The sequence below is a fragment of the Roseateles asaccharophilus genome, assembly GCF_031458115.1.
Lineage (GTDB): Bacteria > Pseudomonadota > Gammaproteobacteria > Burkholderiales > Burkholderiaceae_C > Pelomonas > Pelomonas asaccharophilus_A.
Genome location: NZ_JAVDXV010000013.1, coordinates 62696 through 78074, shown reverse-complemented (window position 1 = coordinate 78074; position 15379 = coordinate 62696). Strand labels below are relative to the sequence as shown.

The following is a 15379-nucleotide window of genomic DNA, read 5'->3' as shown; positions in this document are numbered from 1 at the left end:
TAGTGAGCGGCCTTCGCCACGTCGGTGACCAATTGAAAGCACGGGCGCGACCCGGCGCCGCGGTGAGAAGAAAGTCACAGGCTCGACAATCGCGCGATGACAGCCATTGCTTTTTCCACACTGCCGCTCAGCCCCGCCATGTTGGCCAACCTCGACCAGCTGGGCTATGCGCAGATGACGCCCATCCAGGCGGCCAGCCTGCCGCTGGCGCTGGCCGGCCGCGACGTCATCGGCGAGGCGCAGACCGGCTCCGGCAAGACGGCCGCCTTCGCCATCGCGCTGCTGCACCGGCTGAAGGCCGACCTGCCACGCGTGCAGGCGCTGGTGCTGACGCCCACGCGCGAGCTGGCCGAACAGGTTACGCAGGAGATCCGCCGCCTGGCGCGTGCGGCCGACAACATCAAGGTGCTGAGCCTGTGCGGTGGCAGCCCGTTCAAGCCGCAGGCCGAAAGCCTGACCTTCGGCGCCCATATCGCCGTGGGCACGCCAGGCCGGCTGCTGGACCACCTGGAGCGCGGCACGCTGGACCTGTCGGCGCTGAACACGCTGGTGCTGGACGAGGCCGACCGCATGCTGGACATGGGGTTCCTCGACGACATCAAGGCCGTCGCCAAGCGGGCGCCGGCCAACCGGCAGACGCTGTTGTTCTCGGCCACGTTCCCCGACGGCGTGAAGGACATCGCCGCGAAATTCATGCGCGAACCACAGACGGTGCAGGTGGCCGGCGCCACCAGCGCTGCGGCGTCCACCATCCGCCAGATTGCCTACGAGGTGACCGAGGCCCAGCGATTGGACGCCGTGCCGCGTTTGCTGCGCGCCTTCCGGCCCGAGTCGACCATCGCGTTCTGCAACACCAAGCAGCAGTGCCGCGACCTGGAGGCCGTGCTGGCCGCCCAGGGCTTTGTCGCGCTGGCGCTGCACGGCGACCTGGAGCAGCGTGACCGCGATCAGGTGCTGATCCAGTTCGCCAACCGCAGCGCGTCTGTGCTGGTCGCCACCGACGTGGCCGCGCGGGGCCTGGACATCGCCAACCTGGCCTGCGTCATCAACGTGGACATCAGTGCCGACGTGGAGCAGCACGTGCACCGCATCGGCCGCACGGGCCGCGCCGGTGCCGAGGGGCTGGCGCTGAGTCTGGCCAGCCTGGACGAGATGGGCCGCGTGGGCCGTATCGAGCAGTTGCAGGGCGCCGAGTTCAAGTGGCAGCCACTGGACGGCCTCAAGGACGCCCCGGGCGGCCCGCTGCTGCCGGCCATGGACACGCTGCAGATCCTGGGTGGCCGCAAGGAGAAGATCCGACCCGGCGACATCCTCGGCGCGCTGACCGGCGAGGCCGGGTTTGCAGGCACCCAGATCGGCAAGATCAACGTCACGGACTTCCACAGTTATGTTGCGGTGCAGCGCGACCTCGCCGTCGAGGCGGTGCGGCGGCTGTCGGCGGGCAAGCTGAAGGGCCGCAAGGTCAAGGTCAGGCGATTGGTTGATCTGGCCGACTGACGGCCCTTCCAAGCGGCAGCCGGCCGCACTACATTGCCGCCATGTCTGAGCGGAGCCGGCCATGTTGCGACGCCACTGCCTGCTGACGGGCCTGCCCTCGCTGCTGGCGGCCGGCCCGGCGCTGGCGCAGGAGCTGGTGGTCACGCTGCGTGCGCCGGACAGCGACAGCGATTCGCGCAATGCCTATATCCGCGACGCGGTGCAGCTGGCGCTGGACAAGACCCGCGTCATCGAAGGCCCCTACCGGCTGGAACTGTCGCCGCGCATGAGCAAGAGCCGCGCGCTGGTGGAGGCCTCGCGGGGCGAGGTGCGCAACTTCCTGGTCGTTGCGGGCGTCGATGCAGGGCGTGCCGCGGGGTTGGCGCCGGTGCCATTTCCCATCCACCTGGGGCTGAACCGCTTCCGCGTGTGCTTCGTGCATGCGCCGCGGCAGGCTGCGGTGCGTGCGGCGACCAGCGTGGCCGCCGTGGCCAGGCTGCGCCATGTTCAGGGCAGCGACTGGCCCGACGTGGCGGTGATGCGCGCCAATGGCTTCAAGGTGACCGAGGTGAGCGCCTATGAGTCGCTGTTCGAACTGGTGGGGCTGGGGCGCGCCGACCTGTTCTGCCGCAACGTGCTGGAGATCGGCGACGAGATCCGCGCGCAGGCGGGAACGCCTGGCCTGGCGGTGGACGACAGCCTGCTGCTGTCCTACGACCTGCCGCAATACCTCTACACCCACCCGAGCAACCGGCGCGCGATGGAGCGCGTGGCGCGAGGCCTGCGCCAGGCCTATGGGGACGGCTCACTGCTGGCGCTGTTGCAGCGCTATGTGCAGCCCTCGCTGGCGCTGCTGAACCTCCCGCAGCGCCGCCTGGTCACGCTGACGACGCCCACGCCGGCAGTCGTCGAGATGAACGACAAGCCCTTCCAGGTCGACTTGCAGCGCTTGCTGGCGCGCTGAGCGTGACATCTTGGCGAAGCCCCCGGCGGACGCGGGGGTGAAGGGCAGTGGGTGCGACCTTTTCACGCGCGGGGGGTGGGTGCGGCGCCTAGTCTGGTTTCAAGACGAGGTGCCCCATGAACACACGCCCCATGCCCCTGGATGATGGCTACGAGTTGCGCTTCGAGTCGCTGTTCCAGAGCGGCCGCGCGCTGGCCTTTCCCTGCGATGAGTACGGTTGCGTCATGCTGGACGCGCTGAGTGACCAGGCACGACGCAACTACCTCTTCGCCCGCGCCGTGGTTGGCCGCGACTACGCCAGCCCCATCGTCCTCCGACGCGATTGAGGACCCCTCGCCCAGTCGTGCGCCGCTGCACGCGGGCCGGCCTGGTCGGTCCCCCGAGCGGACGGTGATGCTTGCGGCATTGAGCCGCAAGCACATCGCCAGACGGGCCGGCTTGGGAGCGGCCCGGCGCTCGGCCGGAAATGCCAGGTTTGCGCCGCTGACTACTTGGCGAAGCTGTCCTTCAGCCCCGTGATCTTGTTGAACACCGGCTTGTCGGCCCGGTGATCCACGCGGTCCGTCACGAAATAGCCGTGGCGTTCGAACTGCCAGCGCTGGTCGGCGGCGGCACCAGCCAGTGAGGGTTCCACGAAGCCCTGCACCACGCGCAGCGAGTTCGGGTTCAGGAACTCGATGAAGTCGCGGCCGCCGGCATCGGGCTGCGGCTCCGCGAACAGGCGCTCGTACAGGCGCACCTCGGCGGCAACCGCCTCGTGAGCACCAACCCAGCCCAGCACGCCCTTGACCTTGACCGCATCGGCGCCCGGCGTGCCGCTCTTGGTGTCGGGAACGACGGTGGCCAGCACGGCGGCCACGTTGCCTTCGGCGTCCTTCTCGGCGCCGGTGCACTCGATGATGTAGCCGGCCTTCAGCCGCACCTTGTTGCCCGGGAACAGCCGGAAGTAACCCTTCACGGGCACTTCCATGAAGTCCTCGGACTCGATCCACAGCTCAGGACCCAGCGAGAACTTGCGCAGGCCCAGTTCCGGCTTGTGCGGGTGGGCGGCCACCTCGCAAGGCTCGCGGTGGTCGTTGGAGCCGAACACGTCGGCGAAGTTCGTCAGCTTCAGCTTCAGCGGCTGCAGCACGGCGAAGGCGCGGGGCGCCTGCGGCTCCAGGTCGGCGCGCAGCGCCTGATCCAGCACCGTGTCGTCAATCCACGCGTTCTGCTTGCTGGCGCCGGTGGCTTCCACCATCGCGCGCAGGCTCTCGGGCGTGAAGCCGCGGCGGCGCAGACCCACCAGCGTGGGCATGCGTGGGTCGTCCCAGCCGCTGACATGCTTTTCTTCCACCAGCTGGCGCAGCTTGCGCTTGCTGGTGACGACGTAGTTCAGGTTCAGCCGGCCGAACTCGATCTGTTGCGGCAGCGGGCGGGCCAGCAGGTTGAGGTCGGCGAGGTGGTTCAGCAGCCAGTCATAGAACGGGCGCTGGTCCTCGAACTCCAGCGTGCAGATGCTGTGCGTGATGCGCTCCAGCGCGTCCTCGATGGGGTGCGCGTAGGTGTACATCGGGTAGATGCACCACTTGTTGCCCGTGGCGTGGTGTTCCGCATGCTTGATGCGGTACAGCGTCGGGTCGCGCAGGTTGATGTTGGGCGACGCCATGTCGATCTTGGCGCGCAGCACCATCGCGCCGTCGGCATGCTTGCCGTCGCGCATCTCGCGGAAGCGGTCCAGGTTCTCGGTGGGCGTGCGGCTGCGGAACGGGCTGTCGACGCCAGCCTTGCCGAAGTCGCCCCGGTTGGCGCGCATCTCCTCGGCGCTCTGCTCGTCCACATAGGCATGGCCGGCGGCGATCAGCGCCTCGGCGGCCGCGTACATGAAGTCGAAGTAGCTGCTGGCCTCGTACAGGTTGTCGCCCCAGCTCCAGCCCAGCCACTGCACCATCTCCTTGATGGCGTTGACGTACTCCAGCTCCTCCTTCTCGGGGTTGGTGTCGTCGAAGCGCAGATGACAGGCGCCGCCGTAGTCACGCGCCAGGCCGAAATTCAGGCAGATGCTCTTGGCGTGGCCGATGTGCAGATAGCCGTTGGGCTCGGGCGGGAAGCGGGTGCGGATGCGTGCGGCGTCCAGCGGACCCTGGGCGTGGTGGGCCGCGTCGCCCGGCGTGCCGGCAAAGTGGCGGCCGTCGAAGGCGCCGGCACCGAGGTCTTGCTCGATGCGCTGGCGCAGGAAGTTCGTCGCGGGTGCGGGCGCGGGGGCGGCGGTGTTGCTCATCGTCGGCTCTGAAATGGGAGCGGGCCGTGTTTCAGGCCCGCGATGGCGCCGATTCTAAGGACGCGGCCGCGAGGGCAGGCGCACGTGGGCCAGGCCGATGCTGATCCAGACCGCCACGCTGAAGTACAGCGTCATCCACACGACCTCGCTGCGCCAGTGGGCCCAGTCGTGCGACACGGTCCAGCGGCTGGACACGTCCGCCCAGCCGGCGGACAAGGCCACGTAGCTGCGGCCGGCCGCCTCGTCGGCCACCCAGCGGGCCCAGTACATGGGCACGTCGATGAAGAACATGTAGGCGGCGTAGACCAGGCCGGCGACCAGCGCCAGCCCCAGCCAGCGCCGGCCCTTGGACGTGGCCTGAGGCCACAGGGCCAGCATGGCGACGACGCTGAGCAGCGCGGTCGTGCCCCACAGGATCTCCTCCACGACGTGGCCGATGTTGCGCGTCGTCAGCACGGCATACCAGGAGTTCAACTCGGCGATGAGGATGAGCGGCACCACGGCCCGGGCAACCCACAGGCTGAAGCGCTGCCCCGTGGCGAGTGCCGCGCCCTGCAGCAGAAGCGCCCATTGCGCCGCGAAGCTCAACTCGGCGATGGTGGCCACCGTGCGCCCCACCAGCACGCTGGACGCCCACGAATCCACCATGACCACGCGCGGCACGTCGAAGACCGGCAGCACCGAGCGGTAGCCGCAGCCCAGCACGTACAGCGCCGACAGCACGAGCTGCAGGCGCTGGTGCGGCCAGGTCGTGCCGTCCGGCCGGTTGCGGTGCAGCCAGGCGGTGGAGGCCGTCCAGGCGATCAGGTTCAGCCCGGCGATCGCGCACAGCAGCTGCCACCAGTAGGTTGCATCGGACATGGGGTGTCTCCTTACTTGGCCTTGGGTGGCCGGCCGGTCTTGACCGGCTCCAGCCGCTCCAGCGCCGCCGCCAGCGCAGCGTCGTTCAGCGACGCCAACGCCTGCAGGCCGGCACGCAGCAGCTCGCTTTTCTTCGCCTCGCGCTGCTGCCCCAGCAGCCGCTGCTTCAGCGCCTTCAGCAGCGCGTAGTCGGCCTCGGGCATGGTGAAGCCGTCGCGCACGAGCTTGGCGCGCTCGGGGGGTGGCGGGGGCTTGCGGTCGCGGCTCATAACGGTGAAAACCGTTTATACGGTTTTCACCGGCCGCGATCTACCGCGCTACAACGCCTTGAAACGTGTGGCGTGCACGCGGCTGACGGTCAGCGCCTCGGGGCGCTGGCGCAGCGTCAGCAGCACGGTGCCGTTCTCCTGGCGCTGGGCCCGCGCCACGGCATCGATGTGCACGACGGTGGAGCGGTGCACCTGCCAGAAACGCTCGGGATCCAGCTGCGGCAGCAGCTCGCGCAGCGACACGCGCACCCAGTAGTCGCGTTGGGCGGTCACGGCGCGCACGTATTTGTCGGCGGCTTCCAGGTAGACGATGTCATCCACCGGCACCAGTTCGATCGCGTCGCCCACGGCCGCCTGCAGGTGGCGCAGCCGTGGCACCGGCGTGACGGCCTGCGTGAGCAGCTGGCGCAGCGAGGCCAGCGTGGCGTCCTCCGCGGGCAGGGCCAGCCGCGCCTGCAGGCGATGTGCGCACTGCGCCAAGCGCTCGGGCGTGACGGGCTTGAGCAGGTAGTCGGCCGCGGCGGCGTCGAAAGCCTGCAGCGCGTACTGGTCGTAGGCCGTCACGAAAACGAACAAGGGCAGGGCGCCGGCATCGTCCGGCCAGTCCTCGGTGATGGCCTGCGCGGCTTCCAGTCCGGTCATGCCGGGCATGCGGATGTCCAGGAAGCACACGCGTGGCCGGTGCTGCAAGGCCAGCTCGACGGCGGCGATGCCGCTGCCCGCTTGCGCGACGACCTGCAGCGCGGGCCAAGCCGCAGCCAGCTCGGCACGCAAATTGTCGGCCAGCAGCGGTTCGTCTTCGGCGATGAGGGCGGTGGTCGTCATGTCTGGATCTCGATGCGTGCGACGCTGCCGCCGCCGGCCTGGGGTTGCAGGCTGAAGCTGGCGGCGGCTCCATAGCGCTGGGCCAGGCGCTCGTGCACCTGCGCCAGGCCGAAGCCGGAGCCCGGCAATCCGGTCGCCTGGGTCAGGCCGGCGCCGCTGTCGGCCACTTCCAGCAGCAGGCGGGTGCCATCGCGCGCCGCCGATACGCGCAGCTCGCCGCCGTCCACATGGGGCTCCAGGCCGTGCTTGATGGCGTTCTCCACCAGCGGCTGCAGCAGCAGCGGCGGGATGGGGATGGCGGCCAGCTCGACCGGCAGTTCCAGCCGCACGCGCAGCCGCTCGCCCATGCGCAGCTGCATCAGCGCGAGGTAGTCGGACACGCGCTCGAACTCGTCGGCCAGTGCGTGTTCGGTGGCGCGGCTGGCCTGCAGCGTGGCGCGCAGGTAGTCGATGAGCTTGTCCAGCATCTGCTGCGCCTCGTCGGGCCGCAGCTTGATCAACACGCGCAGATGGGCCAGCGTGTTGAACAGCATGTGCGGCTCCAGCTGGCTTTGCAGCAGCGTCAGCCGTGCTTCGGCGGCCAGCTGTTCGGCGCGCGCCTGGCTCAGCTTGGCGCCGTGCAGCTTGAACATCGAGACGAAGAACAGCGCACCCAGCATCGACACCAGCAGCAGGAAGCCCAGCGTCAGCGCGGCGCGCGGCCGGCTCATCTGCCACAACGGTGTGGACTCCAGGCCGCTTAGTGCATCGCCCAGCCACAGGCCGCCGCTGTAGCCGGTCAGCGTGCCGACCAGCACGATGGGCATCATCCAGCCCCAGCCCACCCAGCCCTGCGCCAGCTCGGGCGTCGCGTCGCCGCGCCAGCGCGCCAGCACCCGGGCCAGCGCCGCCTGCAGCAGACTGATGCACAGCGAGATCTGCACGCCGATGCAGAACGAGTACAGCATGCCGCGCCAGAAGCCCTTGCCGTTGACGAGAAAACTCAGCAGGCCCACGACGATGCAGATGCCAGCCGTGCCACCCAAGTAGACGAGCAGGTCGCGACGCATGTTGGGGGATTTCATCGCGCCAGCATGCAGTCGCGGGCGACCGCCCGCCACGGCGGCGCGACGCGTGGGGCGGGCAGGGCGCGAACGGCGCCGGCCGGGCGCCGGTGGGGCATCAGCGGCGGCGCCGGCTGCTGCCGCCGCCCAGCAGGCTGCCCAGCACGCCGCGCACGATCTCGCGACCCACGGACGAGCCGATGGAGCGCAGTGCCGATTTGGCGGCGGTCTCGGCCAGGCCTTCGCGGCGGCCGCCGCGCGGGCCGGTGGAGCCAAACAACACGTCCTTCAGCCCGTCCATCATGCCGCCACCCTCGTCGGCGGGCGGGGGCTGGCCGCCCTTGAAAACCTGCCCGGCCTCGCTCGCCATGCCGCCGCCCTGAGGTGCGCTGGCGGCTGGCTTGCCCAGCAGCTTCTCGTAGGCCGATTCACGGTCCAGCTGCTTCTCGTAGACGCCCGCCACCAGCGAATTGGCCACGAGCTGCTGGCGCTGGGCTGGGTTGATGGGCCCGATCTGGCTGCCGGGCGGCAGCACGAACACGCGTTCGGTGATGCTGGGCCTGCCCTTTTCGTCCAGCAGGCTGACCAGCGCCTCGCCGACACCCAGTTCCGTGATTGCCGTGGCAATGTCCAGCCCGGGCTTGGCGCGCATGGTGTCGGCTGCGCTTTTGACGGCTTTCTGGTCGCGCGGCGTGAATGCGCGCAGCGCGTGCTGCACGCGGTTGCCGAGCTGGCCCAGCACGGTGTCGGGAATGTCCAGCGGGTTCTGCGTCACGAAGTACACGCCCACGCCCTTGGAGCGCACCAGCCGAACCACGAGTTCGATGCGCTCGACGAGCGCGTCCGGCGCATCCTTGAACAGCAGATGGGCCTCGTCAAAGAAGAACACCAGCTTGGGCTTGTCCAGATCCCCCACCTCGGGCAGCGTCTCGAAGAGCTCAGAGAGCATCCACAGCAGGAAGGTCGCGTACAGCCGCGGCGCATTCATCAGCTTGTCGGCGGCCAGCACGTTGATGACGCCCAGGCCCTGGTCCGTCTGCATGAAATCGGCGATGTTGAGCATGGGCTCGCCGAAGAACTTGTCGCCGCCCTGAGCCTCGATCTGCAGCAGGCCTCGCTGGATGGCGCCCACGCTGGCGGCCGACACGTTGCCGTACTGCGTCGTGAATTGACTCGCGTTGTCGCCCACATGCTGCAGCATCGCGCGCAGGTCCTTCAGGTCCAGCAGCAACAGGCCGTTGTCGTCGGCGATCTTGAACACCATCTGCAGCACGCCGGCCTGGGTCTCGTTCAGCGCCAGCATGCGGGCCAGCAGCAGCGGGCCCATGTCCGAGACCGTCGCGCGCACTGGGTGGCCTTGCTCGCCGAACACGTCCCACAGCGTGGTGGGGCAGGCCAGCTTCTCGGGCACGTCCAGCCCGCGGTCCTTCAGCACGGCCAGCAGCTTCTCGCTGGGGTTGCCGGCTTGGCTGATGCCGGTCAGGTCGCCCTTCACGTCGGCCATGAAGACGGGTACGCCCAGCTTGGAAAAACTCTCGGCCAGCTTCTGCAGGCTGATGGTCTTGCCGGTGCCGGTGGCGCCGGTGATGAGGCCGTGGCGGTTGGCGAGTGCGGGCAGCAACAGGCACTCGATCTCCGCATGGCGGGCCAGCAGGATGGGGTCGGTCATGGACGGTCCTCTAAAATCACTGTTCTGCCAACGATAAATCAGGCCGCTGCGCTGTCAGCCGCCGGGAGCCAAACCTTATGGCCGGACATTCCAAATGGGCCAACATCCAACACCGCAAAGGCCGCCAGGACGAGAAGCGCGGCAAGATCTGGACGCGAATCATCCGTGAAATCACGGTCGCGGCCCGCCAGGGTGGGCCCGACATCAAGGACAACCCGCGCCTGCGGCTGGCCGTCGACAAGGCCAAGGCCGCCAACATGCCGGCCGACCGCATCAAGTACAACATCGACAAGGCGAGCGGCAACATCGACGGCCTGACCTACGAGGAAATCCGCTACGAAGGCTACGGCATCGGCGGCGCGGCCATCATGATCGACACGATGACGGACAACCGCGTCCGCACCGTGGCCGAGGTGCGCCACGCCTTCAGCAAGTACGGCGGCAACATGGGCACGGACGGCTCGGTGTCGTTCCAGTTCAAGCACGTGGGCCAGCTGCTGTTCGCGCCGGGCACGTCGGAAGACAAGGTCATGGAAGTGGCGCTGGAAGCCGGTGCCGAGGATGTCGTCACCGGCGACGACGGCGCCATCGAGGTGCTGACCTCGCCCGCGGACTACGAAGCGGTCAAGGCCGCGCTGGAGGCCGCCGGCCTGGTGCCGGAGCTGGCGGAAGTGACCATGCGACCCGAGAACACGATAGCGCTGACCGGCGAGGACGCCGAGCGCATGCAAAAGCTGCTGGACGTCATCGAAGACCTCGATGACACGCAAGCGGTCTATCACAACGCGGAGCTGGGCTGATGAAGGTCTTAGTCATCGGCAACGGCGGGCGTGAGCACGCGCTGGGCTGGAAACTGCTGCAGGGCGAGCGGGTCAGCCAGGTCTTCGTGGCCCCTGGCAACGGCGGCACTGCGCGCGACGAGCGTCTGCAGAACGTGCCCATCGCGCTCACCGACGTGAAGGCGCTGGCCGACTTCGCCGTCGAGCACAAGATCAACCTGACTGTGGTCGGCCCCGAGGCCGCACTGGCGGCCGGCGTCGTGGACGAGTTCCGCGCCCGCGGCCTGCGCATCTTCGGCCCCACCAAGGCGGCGGCGCAGCTGGAGTCGTCCAAGGCTTTCGCCAAGGACTTCATGAAGCGCCATGGCATTCCCACCGCGGCCTACGAGACCTTCTCCGATCCCGCAGCCGCCCACGCCTACGTGGATGGCCGCGGCGCCCCCATCGTCATCAAGGCCGACGGCCTGGCGGCGGGCAAGGGCGTCGTCGTCGCGATGACGCTGGAAGAAGCCCACGAGGCCATCTCGTGGATCCTGGAAGACAACAAGCTGGGCGTCACGCACAACGCCGGCGGTGCGCGCGTCGTCATCGAGGACTTCCTCGCCGGCGAGGAGGCCAGCTTCATCGTCGTCTGCGACGGCAAGCACGTCGTGTCGCTGGCCACCAGCCAGGACCACAAGCGCCTGCTGGACGGTGACGAAGGCCCCAACACGGGCGGCATGGGCGCGTACTCGCCCGCGCCGGTCGTCACGCCCAATGTGCATGCCAAGGTCATGCACGAGATCATCCAGCCCACCATCGCGGGCATGGCCAAGGACGGTCATCCGTTCACCGGCTTCCTGTATGCCGGCCTGATGATCGACGAGCACGGCCAGCCGCGCACGGTCGAGTTCAACACCCGCATGGGCGACCCCGAGACCCAGCCCATCATGATGCGGCTCAAGAGCGACCTGTTCGAGCTGCTGATGCACGCGACCGACGGCACGCTGGAGCAGGTCGAGCTGCAGTGGGACCGCCGCGTCGCGCTGGGTGTGGTGCTGGCGGCCGAAGGCTATCCGCTGACGCCGCGCAAGGGCGATGCCATCACCGACCTGCCGGCCGACGAGGCCGAGGCCATGGTGTTCCATGCCGGCACGGCCGAAGTGGACGGCAAGCTGGTGACCAGCGGCGGCCGCGTGCTGTGCGTGACGGCGCTGGGCGAATCGGCCCGCACGGCCGCGCAGCGGGCCTATGAGTTGGCGGCCGGCATCCAGTTCGCCGGCCGGCAATACCGCTCGGACATCGGCCACCGGGCCATCAAGCGTTGACCGCTGCCCCCACCGTCCTGACCGGGCCGCTGCGTCCCCACGGCCGTCCCAGCGGACTGGCCCGCGGGCTGCTGGGCCTGTTCGGCTGGACGGTGGACTCGCCCGGCCTGCCGGGTGAGCAGGGCGTCATCCTGGTCTATCCGCACACGTCCAACTGGGATTTCGTCGTGGGGGTGCTGGCCAAATGGGCGCTGGGCCTGCAGCTGCGCTTCTGGGGCAAGGACAGCCTGTTCAAGGTGCCTCTGCTGGGCCGCTGGGCGCGCTGGATAGGCGGCGTGGCCGTGGATCGCAACAGCCGGCATGGCATCGTGGGCGACACCGTCGCGCAGATGCGCGAGGCGGCCGCGCGCGGCGAGCGCTTCTGGCTGGCGGCCGCGCCCGAAGGCACGCGCTCGCTGACCAGCGGGTGGCGCACGGGCGCCTACCAGGTGGCCGTGCAGGCCGGCGTTCCCGTGGGCCTTTGTTACTTCGACTTCCAACAGCGCGTGGTTTCGCTGACCCACTTCGTTCAATTGACGGGTAACGTCGAGGCCGATTTCAAGGCCTTCGCCGACTACCTGGGCCATCGCGTCGGCTGCAAGCCCGCATTGGCCAGCCCGATCCGACCCCGCTCATGAACAGCCAAGCCGTACGCGACTATCTGCTGGACCTGCAGCAGCGCATCGCCAGCGCGCTGGAGGGCGTTGACGGCAACGCCTTCGTCAGCGACGGCTGGACCCGCGAGCCCGGCGGCCGCCTCGAGGGCGACGGCCTGTCGCGGCTCATCGAGGGCGGCTCCGTCTTCGAGCGCGGCGGTGTCAACTTCTCGCACGTGAAGGGCCGCGTGCTGCCGCCCTCGGCCACGCAGCACCGGCCCGAGCTGGCCGGCGCGCCGTTCGAGGCCATGGGCGTGTCGCTGGTGATGCATCCGCACAACCCCTTCGTGCCGACCGTGCACATGAATGTGCGCATGTTCGCGGCGCTGCCGGCCGGGCTGCCTGCCGTGACCTGGTTTGGCGGTGGCATGGACCTGACGCCCTACTACGGCTACGAGCGCGACGCCCAGCACTTCCACCGCACCTGCCGCGACGTGCTGCAGCCCCACGGCGCCGAACTGCACCCGAAGTTCAAGGCCTGGTGCGACGACTACTTCTTCCTGAAGCACCGCAACGAGCCGCGCGGCGTTGGCGGCATCTTCTTCGACGACTTTGCCGAAGGCGGCTTCGACGCCGGCTTTGCGCTGATCCGCTCCGTGGGTGATGCCTTCCTGGATGCCTACCTGCCCATCGTACACCGCCGCCACGGCTATGCCTATGGCGAGCGCGAGCGCGACTTCCAGGCCTATCGCCGTGGCCGCTATGTAGAGTTCAACCTCGTCTGGGATCGCGGCACGCTGTTCGGCCTGCAGTCGGGCGGGCGCACGGAGTCCATCCTGATGTCCATGCCACCACAGGTGAAGTGGCGCTACGACTGGGCGCCCGAGCCGGGCACGCCCGAAGCGCGGCTCTACACCGACTTCCTGCGCCCGCGCGACTGGGCGCACGAGACGCCGACGGCGCTGTGGCTATGAAGCTGGCACTTTTCGGCGGCAGCTTCGATCCGCCGCACCTGGGCCATCTGGCCTTCGCGCATTTCGCGCTGAGCGCTTTGGCGCCCGATCGCCTGCTGTGGCTGCCCGCCGGCCGCCAGTGGCAGAAGCCCGACCAGGTCATGGCCGCCGGTGTGCACCGCGTGCAGATGCTGAAGCGCTTGATCGCCGGCGAGAAGCGCTTCGCCGTCGACGACCGCGAGCTGCATCGCCGCGGCCCCAGCTTCACCGCCGACACGCTGCGCGAGTTCGCCAAGCAGCAACCCGGTGCCGAGCTGATGTTCCTGATCGGGCAAGACCAGTACGCGAGGCTGCCGACCTGGTACAGCGCCGAGGTCGTCACCGAACTGGCGACGCTGGTGGTCGTGCCGCGTGCGGGCGAGGCTGTCGTCACGCCGCCGGGCATGCCGCCGCACCGCCTGCAGGTGCTGGACCTGCCCGACACCCCCATTTCCTCCACCGCCGTTCGCGAGGCCCTCGCCCGCGGCGGCGACATCGCCCCCTTGGTGGGGCCCGAAGTGGCGAGCTATATTGCCTCGCATCGCCTTTACGAGAAGAAGCCCTGAATGGACATTCGCAAGCTGCAACGAGCCATCGTCGATGGACTCGAGGACGTCAAGGCCCAGAACATCGTCGTGTTCAACACCGAGCATCTGTCGCCGCTGTTCGAGCGCGTCATCATCGCGTCGGGCACCAGCAACCGGCAGACCAAGGCCCTGGCCTCCAGCGTGCGTGAAACGGTCAAGGGCCGTGGCATGCAGGTCATGCGCACCGAAGGCGAGGACAACGGCGAATGGATCATCGTGGACTGCGGCGCTGCCGTCGTGCACGTGATGCAGCCGGCCATCCGCGACTACTACCACCTCGAAGAGATCTGGGGCGACAAGCCCGTGAAGCTCAAGGTGGGCAGCGGCGAGACCAAGCTGGTCAAGGCGTCTGAAGACACGGCCGCCAAGCCCGCCGCGAAGAAGAAGGCGGTGTCGGAGCTGGGTCCCGTCGGTGCGAAGAAGGCGCCGGCCAAGAAGGCCGCCGCCAAGACGCCCGCCAAGAAGGCGGCACCCGCCAAGAAGGGCGTGAGCCGTGTGGTGGGCAGCAAGACGCCGGCCACCAAGACCGTGAAGGTCGGCGCGACCAAGCCGGCGGCCAAGAAGACCGCGGCCAAGTCGGCACCCGTCAAGAAGGCGGCGCCGGCCAAGAAGGCCGCCGCGCCTGCGAAGACGGCGGCCAAGAAGGTTGTCGCCAAGAAGGCGCCCGCCAAGAAGGCTGCTGCGAAGAAGGCCTGATGCGTCTGCTGCTTGTCGCCGTGGGCCAGCGCCAGCCGGCCTGGGCCGACACCGCCTACGAGGATTTCGCCAAGCGCTTCCCGCCCGAGCTGAAGCTGGAGCTGAAGGCCGTCAAGGCCGAGACGCGCGGCAGCAAGACCGCGGAGCAGTTGATGGCCGCGGAGGCGGCGCGTATCGAGGCGGCCCTTCCCAAGGGCGTGCGCCGCATCATCCTCGACGAGCGCGGCGAGCGCCGCACCAGCGTGCAACTGGCCGAGCGGCTGAAGCTGTGGATGGGCGAGGGCCGTGATGCGGCCCTCATCATCGGCGGGCCCGACGGCTTGCATCCCGACCTGAAGGCCACGGCCGACGAGACGCTGCGCCTGTCCGACCTGACGCTGCCGCACGCCTTCGCCCGCGTGCTGCTGGCCGAGGGCCTGTACCGCGCCTGGACCGTGACCACCGGCCACCCGTATCACCGTGAGTAAGCACATCTACCTCGCGTCGCAGAGCCCGCGGCGCCGCCAGCTGCTGGACCAGCTGGGCGTGAAGCACGAGCTGCTGCTGCCCGGTGCCGACGAGGACGCGGAAAGTCTGGAGGCCGTGCAGGCGGGCGAACTGCCCGAGAGCTACTGCGCCCGGGTGACGGCCGCCAAGCTCGACGCCGCGCTGGCCCGGCTTGCCGTACGGGGACTGCCTCCGGCGCCCATCCTGTGCGCCGACACGACCGTGGCGGTCGACGATCTCATCCTCGGCAAGCCGGCGGACGCGGCCGACGCGGCGCGCACGCTGGCGCTGCTGGGCGGCCGCACGCACCGCGTCATCACCGCGGTGGCCGTGGCCGACACCACGCGGCGTGCGGCGGCGCTGAACGTGTCGCAGGTCGAGTTCGCGCCGCTGTCCGCCGCGCAGATCGAACGCTACGTGGCCAGCGGTGAACCCTTTGGCAAGGCAGGGTCTTATGCGATCCAGAGCCAGGCCGCCGCGTGGATCGTGAAGATTGCAGGCAGCTACTCGGGCATCATGGGGTTGCCCCTCTTTGAGACCGCGCAAGTCTTGGAGAAATTCGGATTCGAGTTCTGATGCATGCCGCTTCG

General features: G+C 68.9%; 17 protein-coding genes. 11 read left to right on the top strand and 6 right to left on the bottom strand.

Annotated features, from left to right (window positions below; genetic code table 11):
• Positions 1-96 precede the first annotated feature (96 nt).
• The 3 genes from dbpA to J2X21_RS26155 all read left to right on the top strand — a co-directional run bounded on the left by dbpA (position 97) and on the right by J2X21_RS26155 (position 2766).
• Positions 97-1497, top strand: coding sequence for an ATP-dependent RNA helicase DbpA (dbpA, locus tag J2X21_RS26165; protein WP_310333082.1), 1401 nt, complete (start codon positions 97-99; stop codon positions 1495-1497).
• A 61-nt stretch (positions 1498-1558) separates the two neighbouring features.
• Positions 1559-2440 carry a hypothetical protein gene (locus tag J2X21_RS26160; RefSeq protein WP_310333081.1) on the top strand — a complete coding sequence of 294 codons (882 nt, stop codon included), beginning with the start codon at positions 1559-1561 and terminating at the stop codon, positions 2438-2440.
• 116 nt (positions 2441-2556) lie between these two features.
• Entirely contained in the window at positions 2557-2766 is a 210-nt protein-coding gene (locus tag J2X21_RS26155) for a hypothetical protein (protein WP_310333080.1), read from the top strand.
• A gap of 161 nt (positions 2767-2927) precedes the next feature.
• Here the strand turns inward: J2X21_RS26155 and J2X21_RS26150 are convergent, their stop codons facing one another.
• From J2X21_RS26150 to J2X21_RS26125, 6 genes are all read right to left on the bottom strand, one after another.
• Positions 2928-4700, bottom strand: a complete 1773-nt coding sequence (locus tag J2X21_RS26150) for a glutamine--tRNA ligase/YqeY domain fusion protein (RefSeq protein WP_310333079.1) — start codon at positions 4698-4700, stop codon at positions 2928-2930.
• Positions 4701-4754: 54 nt separating this feature from the next.
• Entirely contained in the window at positions 4755-5561 is an 807-nt protein-coding gene (locus tag J2X21_RS26145) for a hypothetical protein (protein WP_310333078.1), read from the bottom strand.
• A gap of 11 nt (positions 5562-5572) precedes the next feature.
• Complete coding sequence (locus J2X21_RS26140; RefSeq protein ID WP_310333077.1) at positions 5573-5830, bottom strand: hypothetical protein; 258 nt, start codon at positions 5828-5830, stop codon at positions 5573-5575.
• Between the two features lie 48 nt (positions 5831-5878).
• Positions 5879-6655: a LytR/AlgR family response regulator transcription factor gene (locus J2X21_RS26135; RefSeq protein ID WP_310333076.1), complete on the bottom strand. Its 777-nt coding sequence runs from the start codon at positions 6653-6655 to the stop codon at positions 5879-5881.
• Positions 6652-7719, bottom strand: a complete 1068-nt coding sequence (locus tag J2X21_RS26130) for a sensor histidine kinase (protein WP_310333075.1) — start codon at positions 7717-7719, stop codon at positions 6652-6654. The genes J2X21_RS26135 and J2X21_RS26130 overlap by 4 nt, the downstream gene beginning before the upstream one ends.
• A gap of 97 nt (positions 7720-7816) precedes the next feature.
• Complete coding sequence (locus J2X21_RS26125; RefSeq protein WP_310333074.1) at positions 7817-9367, bottom strand: helicase HerA-like domain-containing protein; 1551 nt, start codon at positions 9365-9367, stop codon at positions 7817-7819.
• 77 nt (positions 9368-9444) lie between these two features.
• Between J2X21_RS26125 and J2X21_RS26120 the strand changes: the two genes are divergently transcribed.
• The 8 genes from J2X21_RS26120 to J2X21_RS26085 are packed head-to-tail and all read left to right on the top strand — an operon-like array spanning position 9445 to position 15365.
• The gene (locus tag J2X21_RS26120; RefSeq protein ID WP_310333073.1) at positions 9445-10167 is read left to right on the top strand and encodes a YebC/PmpR family DNA-binding transcriptional regulator; all 723 of its coding nucleotides are present in this window, start codon (positions 9445-9447) and stop codon (positions 10165-10167) included.
• Complete coding sequence (gene purD, locus J2X21_RS26115; RefSeq protein ID WP_310333072.1) at positions 10167-11453, top strand: phosphoribosylamine--glycine ligase; 1287 nt, start codon at positions 10167-10169, stop codon at positions 11451-11453. Before J2X21_RS26120 ends, purD begins: the two co-directional genes overlap by 1 nt.
• A complete protein-coding gene (locus tag J2X21_RS26110; RefSeq protein WP_310333071.1) occupies positions 11450-12070 on the top strand; it encodes a 1-acyl-sn-glycerol-3-phosphate acyltransferase in 621 nt (206 codons plus the stop codon). The genes purD and J2X21_RS26110 overlap by 4 nt, the downstream gene beginning before the upstream one ends.
• On the top strand, positions 12067-13002 hold the full coding sequence (hemF, locus tag J2X21_RS26105; RefSeq protein WP_310333070.1) for an oxygen-dependent coproporphyrinogen oxidase: 936 nt from the start codon (positions 12067-12069) through the stop codon (positions 13000-13002). The genes J2X21_RS26110 and hemF overlap by 4 nt, the downstream gene beginning before the upstream one ends.
• Positions 12999-13586, top strand: coding sequence for a nicotinate-nucleotide adenylyltransferase (gene nadD, locus J2X21_RS26100; protein WP_310333069.1), 588 nt, complete (start codon positions 12999-13001; stop codon positions 13584-13586). Before hemF ends, nadD begins: the two co-directional genes overlap by 4 nt.
• Complete coding sequence (gene rsfS / locus J2X21_RS26095; RefSeq protein WP_310333068.1) at positions 13587-14303, top strand: ribosome silencing factor; 717 nt, start codon at positions 13587-13589, stop codon at positions 14301-14303.
• On the top strand, positions 14303-14770 hold the full coding sequence (gene rlmH / locus J2X21_RS26090) for a 23S rRNA (pseudouridine(1915)-N(3))-methyltransferase RlmH (RefSeq protein ID WP_119043176.1): 468 nt from the start codon (positions 14303-14305) through the stop codon (positions 14768-14770). The genes rsfS and rlmH overlap by 1 nt, the downstream gene beginning before the upstream one ends.
• A complete protein-coding gene (locus J2X21_RS26085; RefSeq protein ID WP_310333067.1) occupies positions 14763-15365 on the top strand; it encodes a Maf family protein in 603 nt (200 codons plus the stop codon). Before rlmH ends, J2X21_RS26085 begins: the two co-directional genes overlap by 8 nt.
• The last annotated feature ends 14 nt before the right edge of the window (positions 15366-15379 follow it).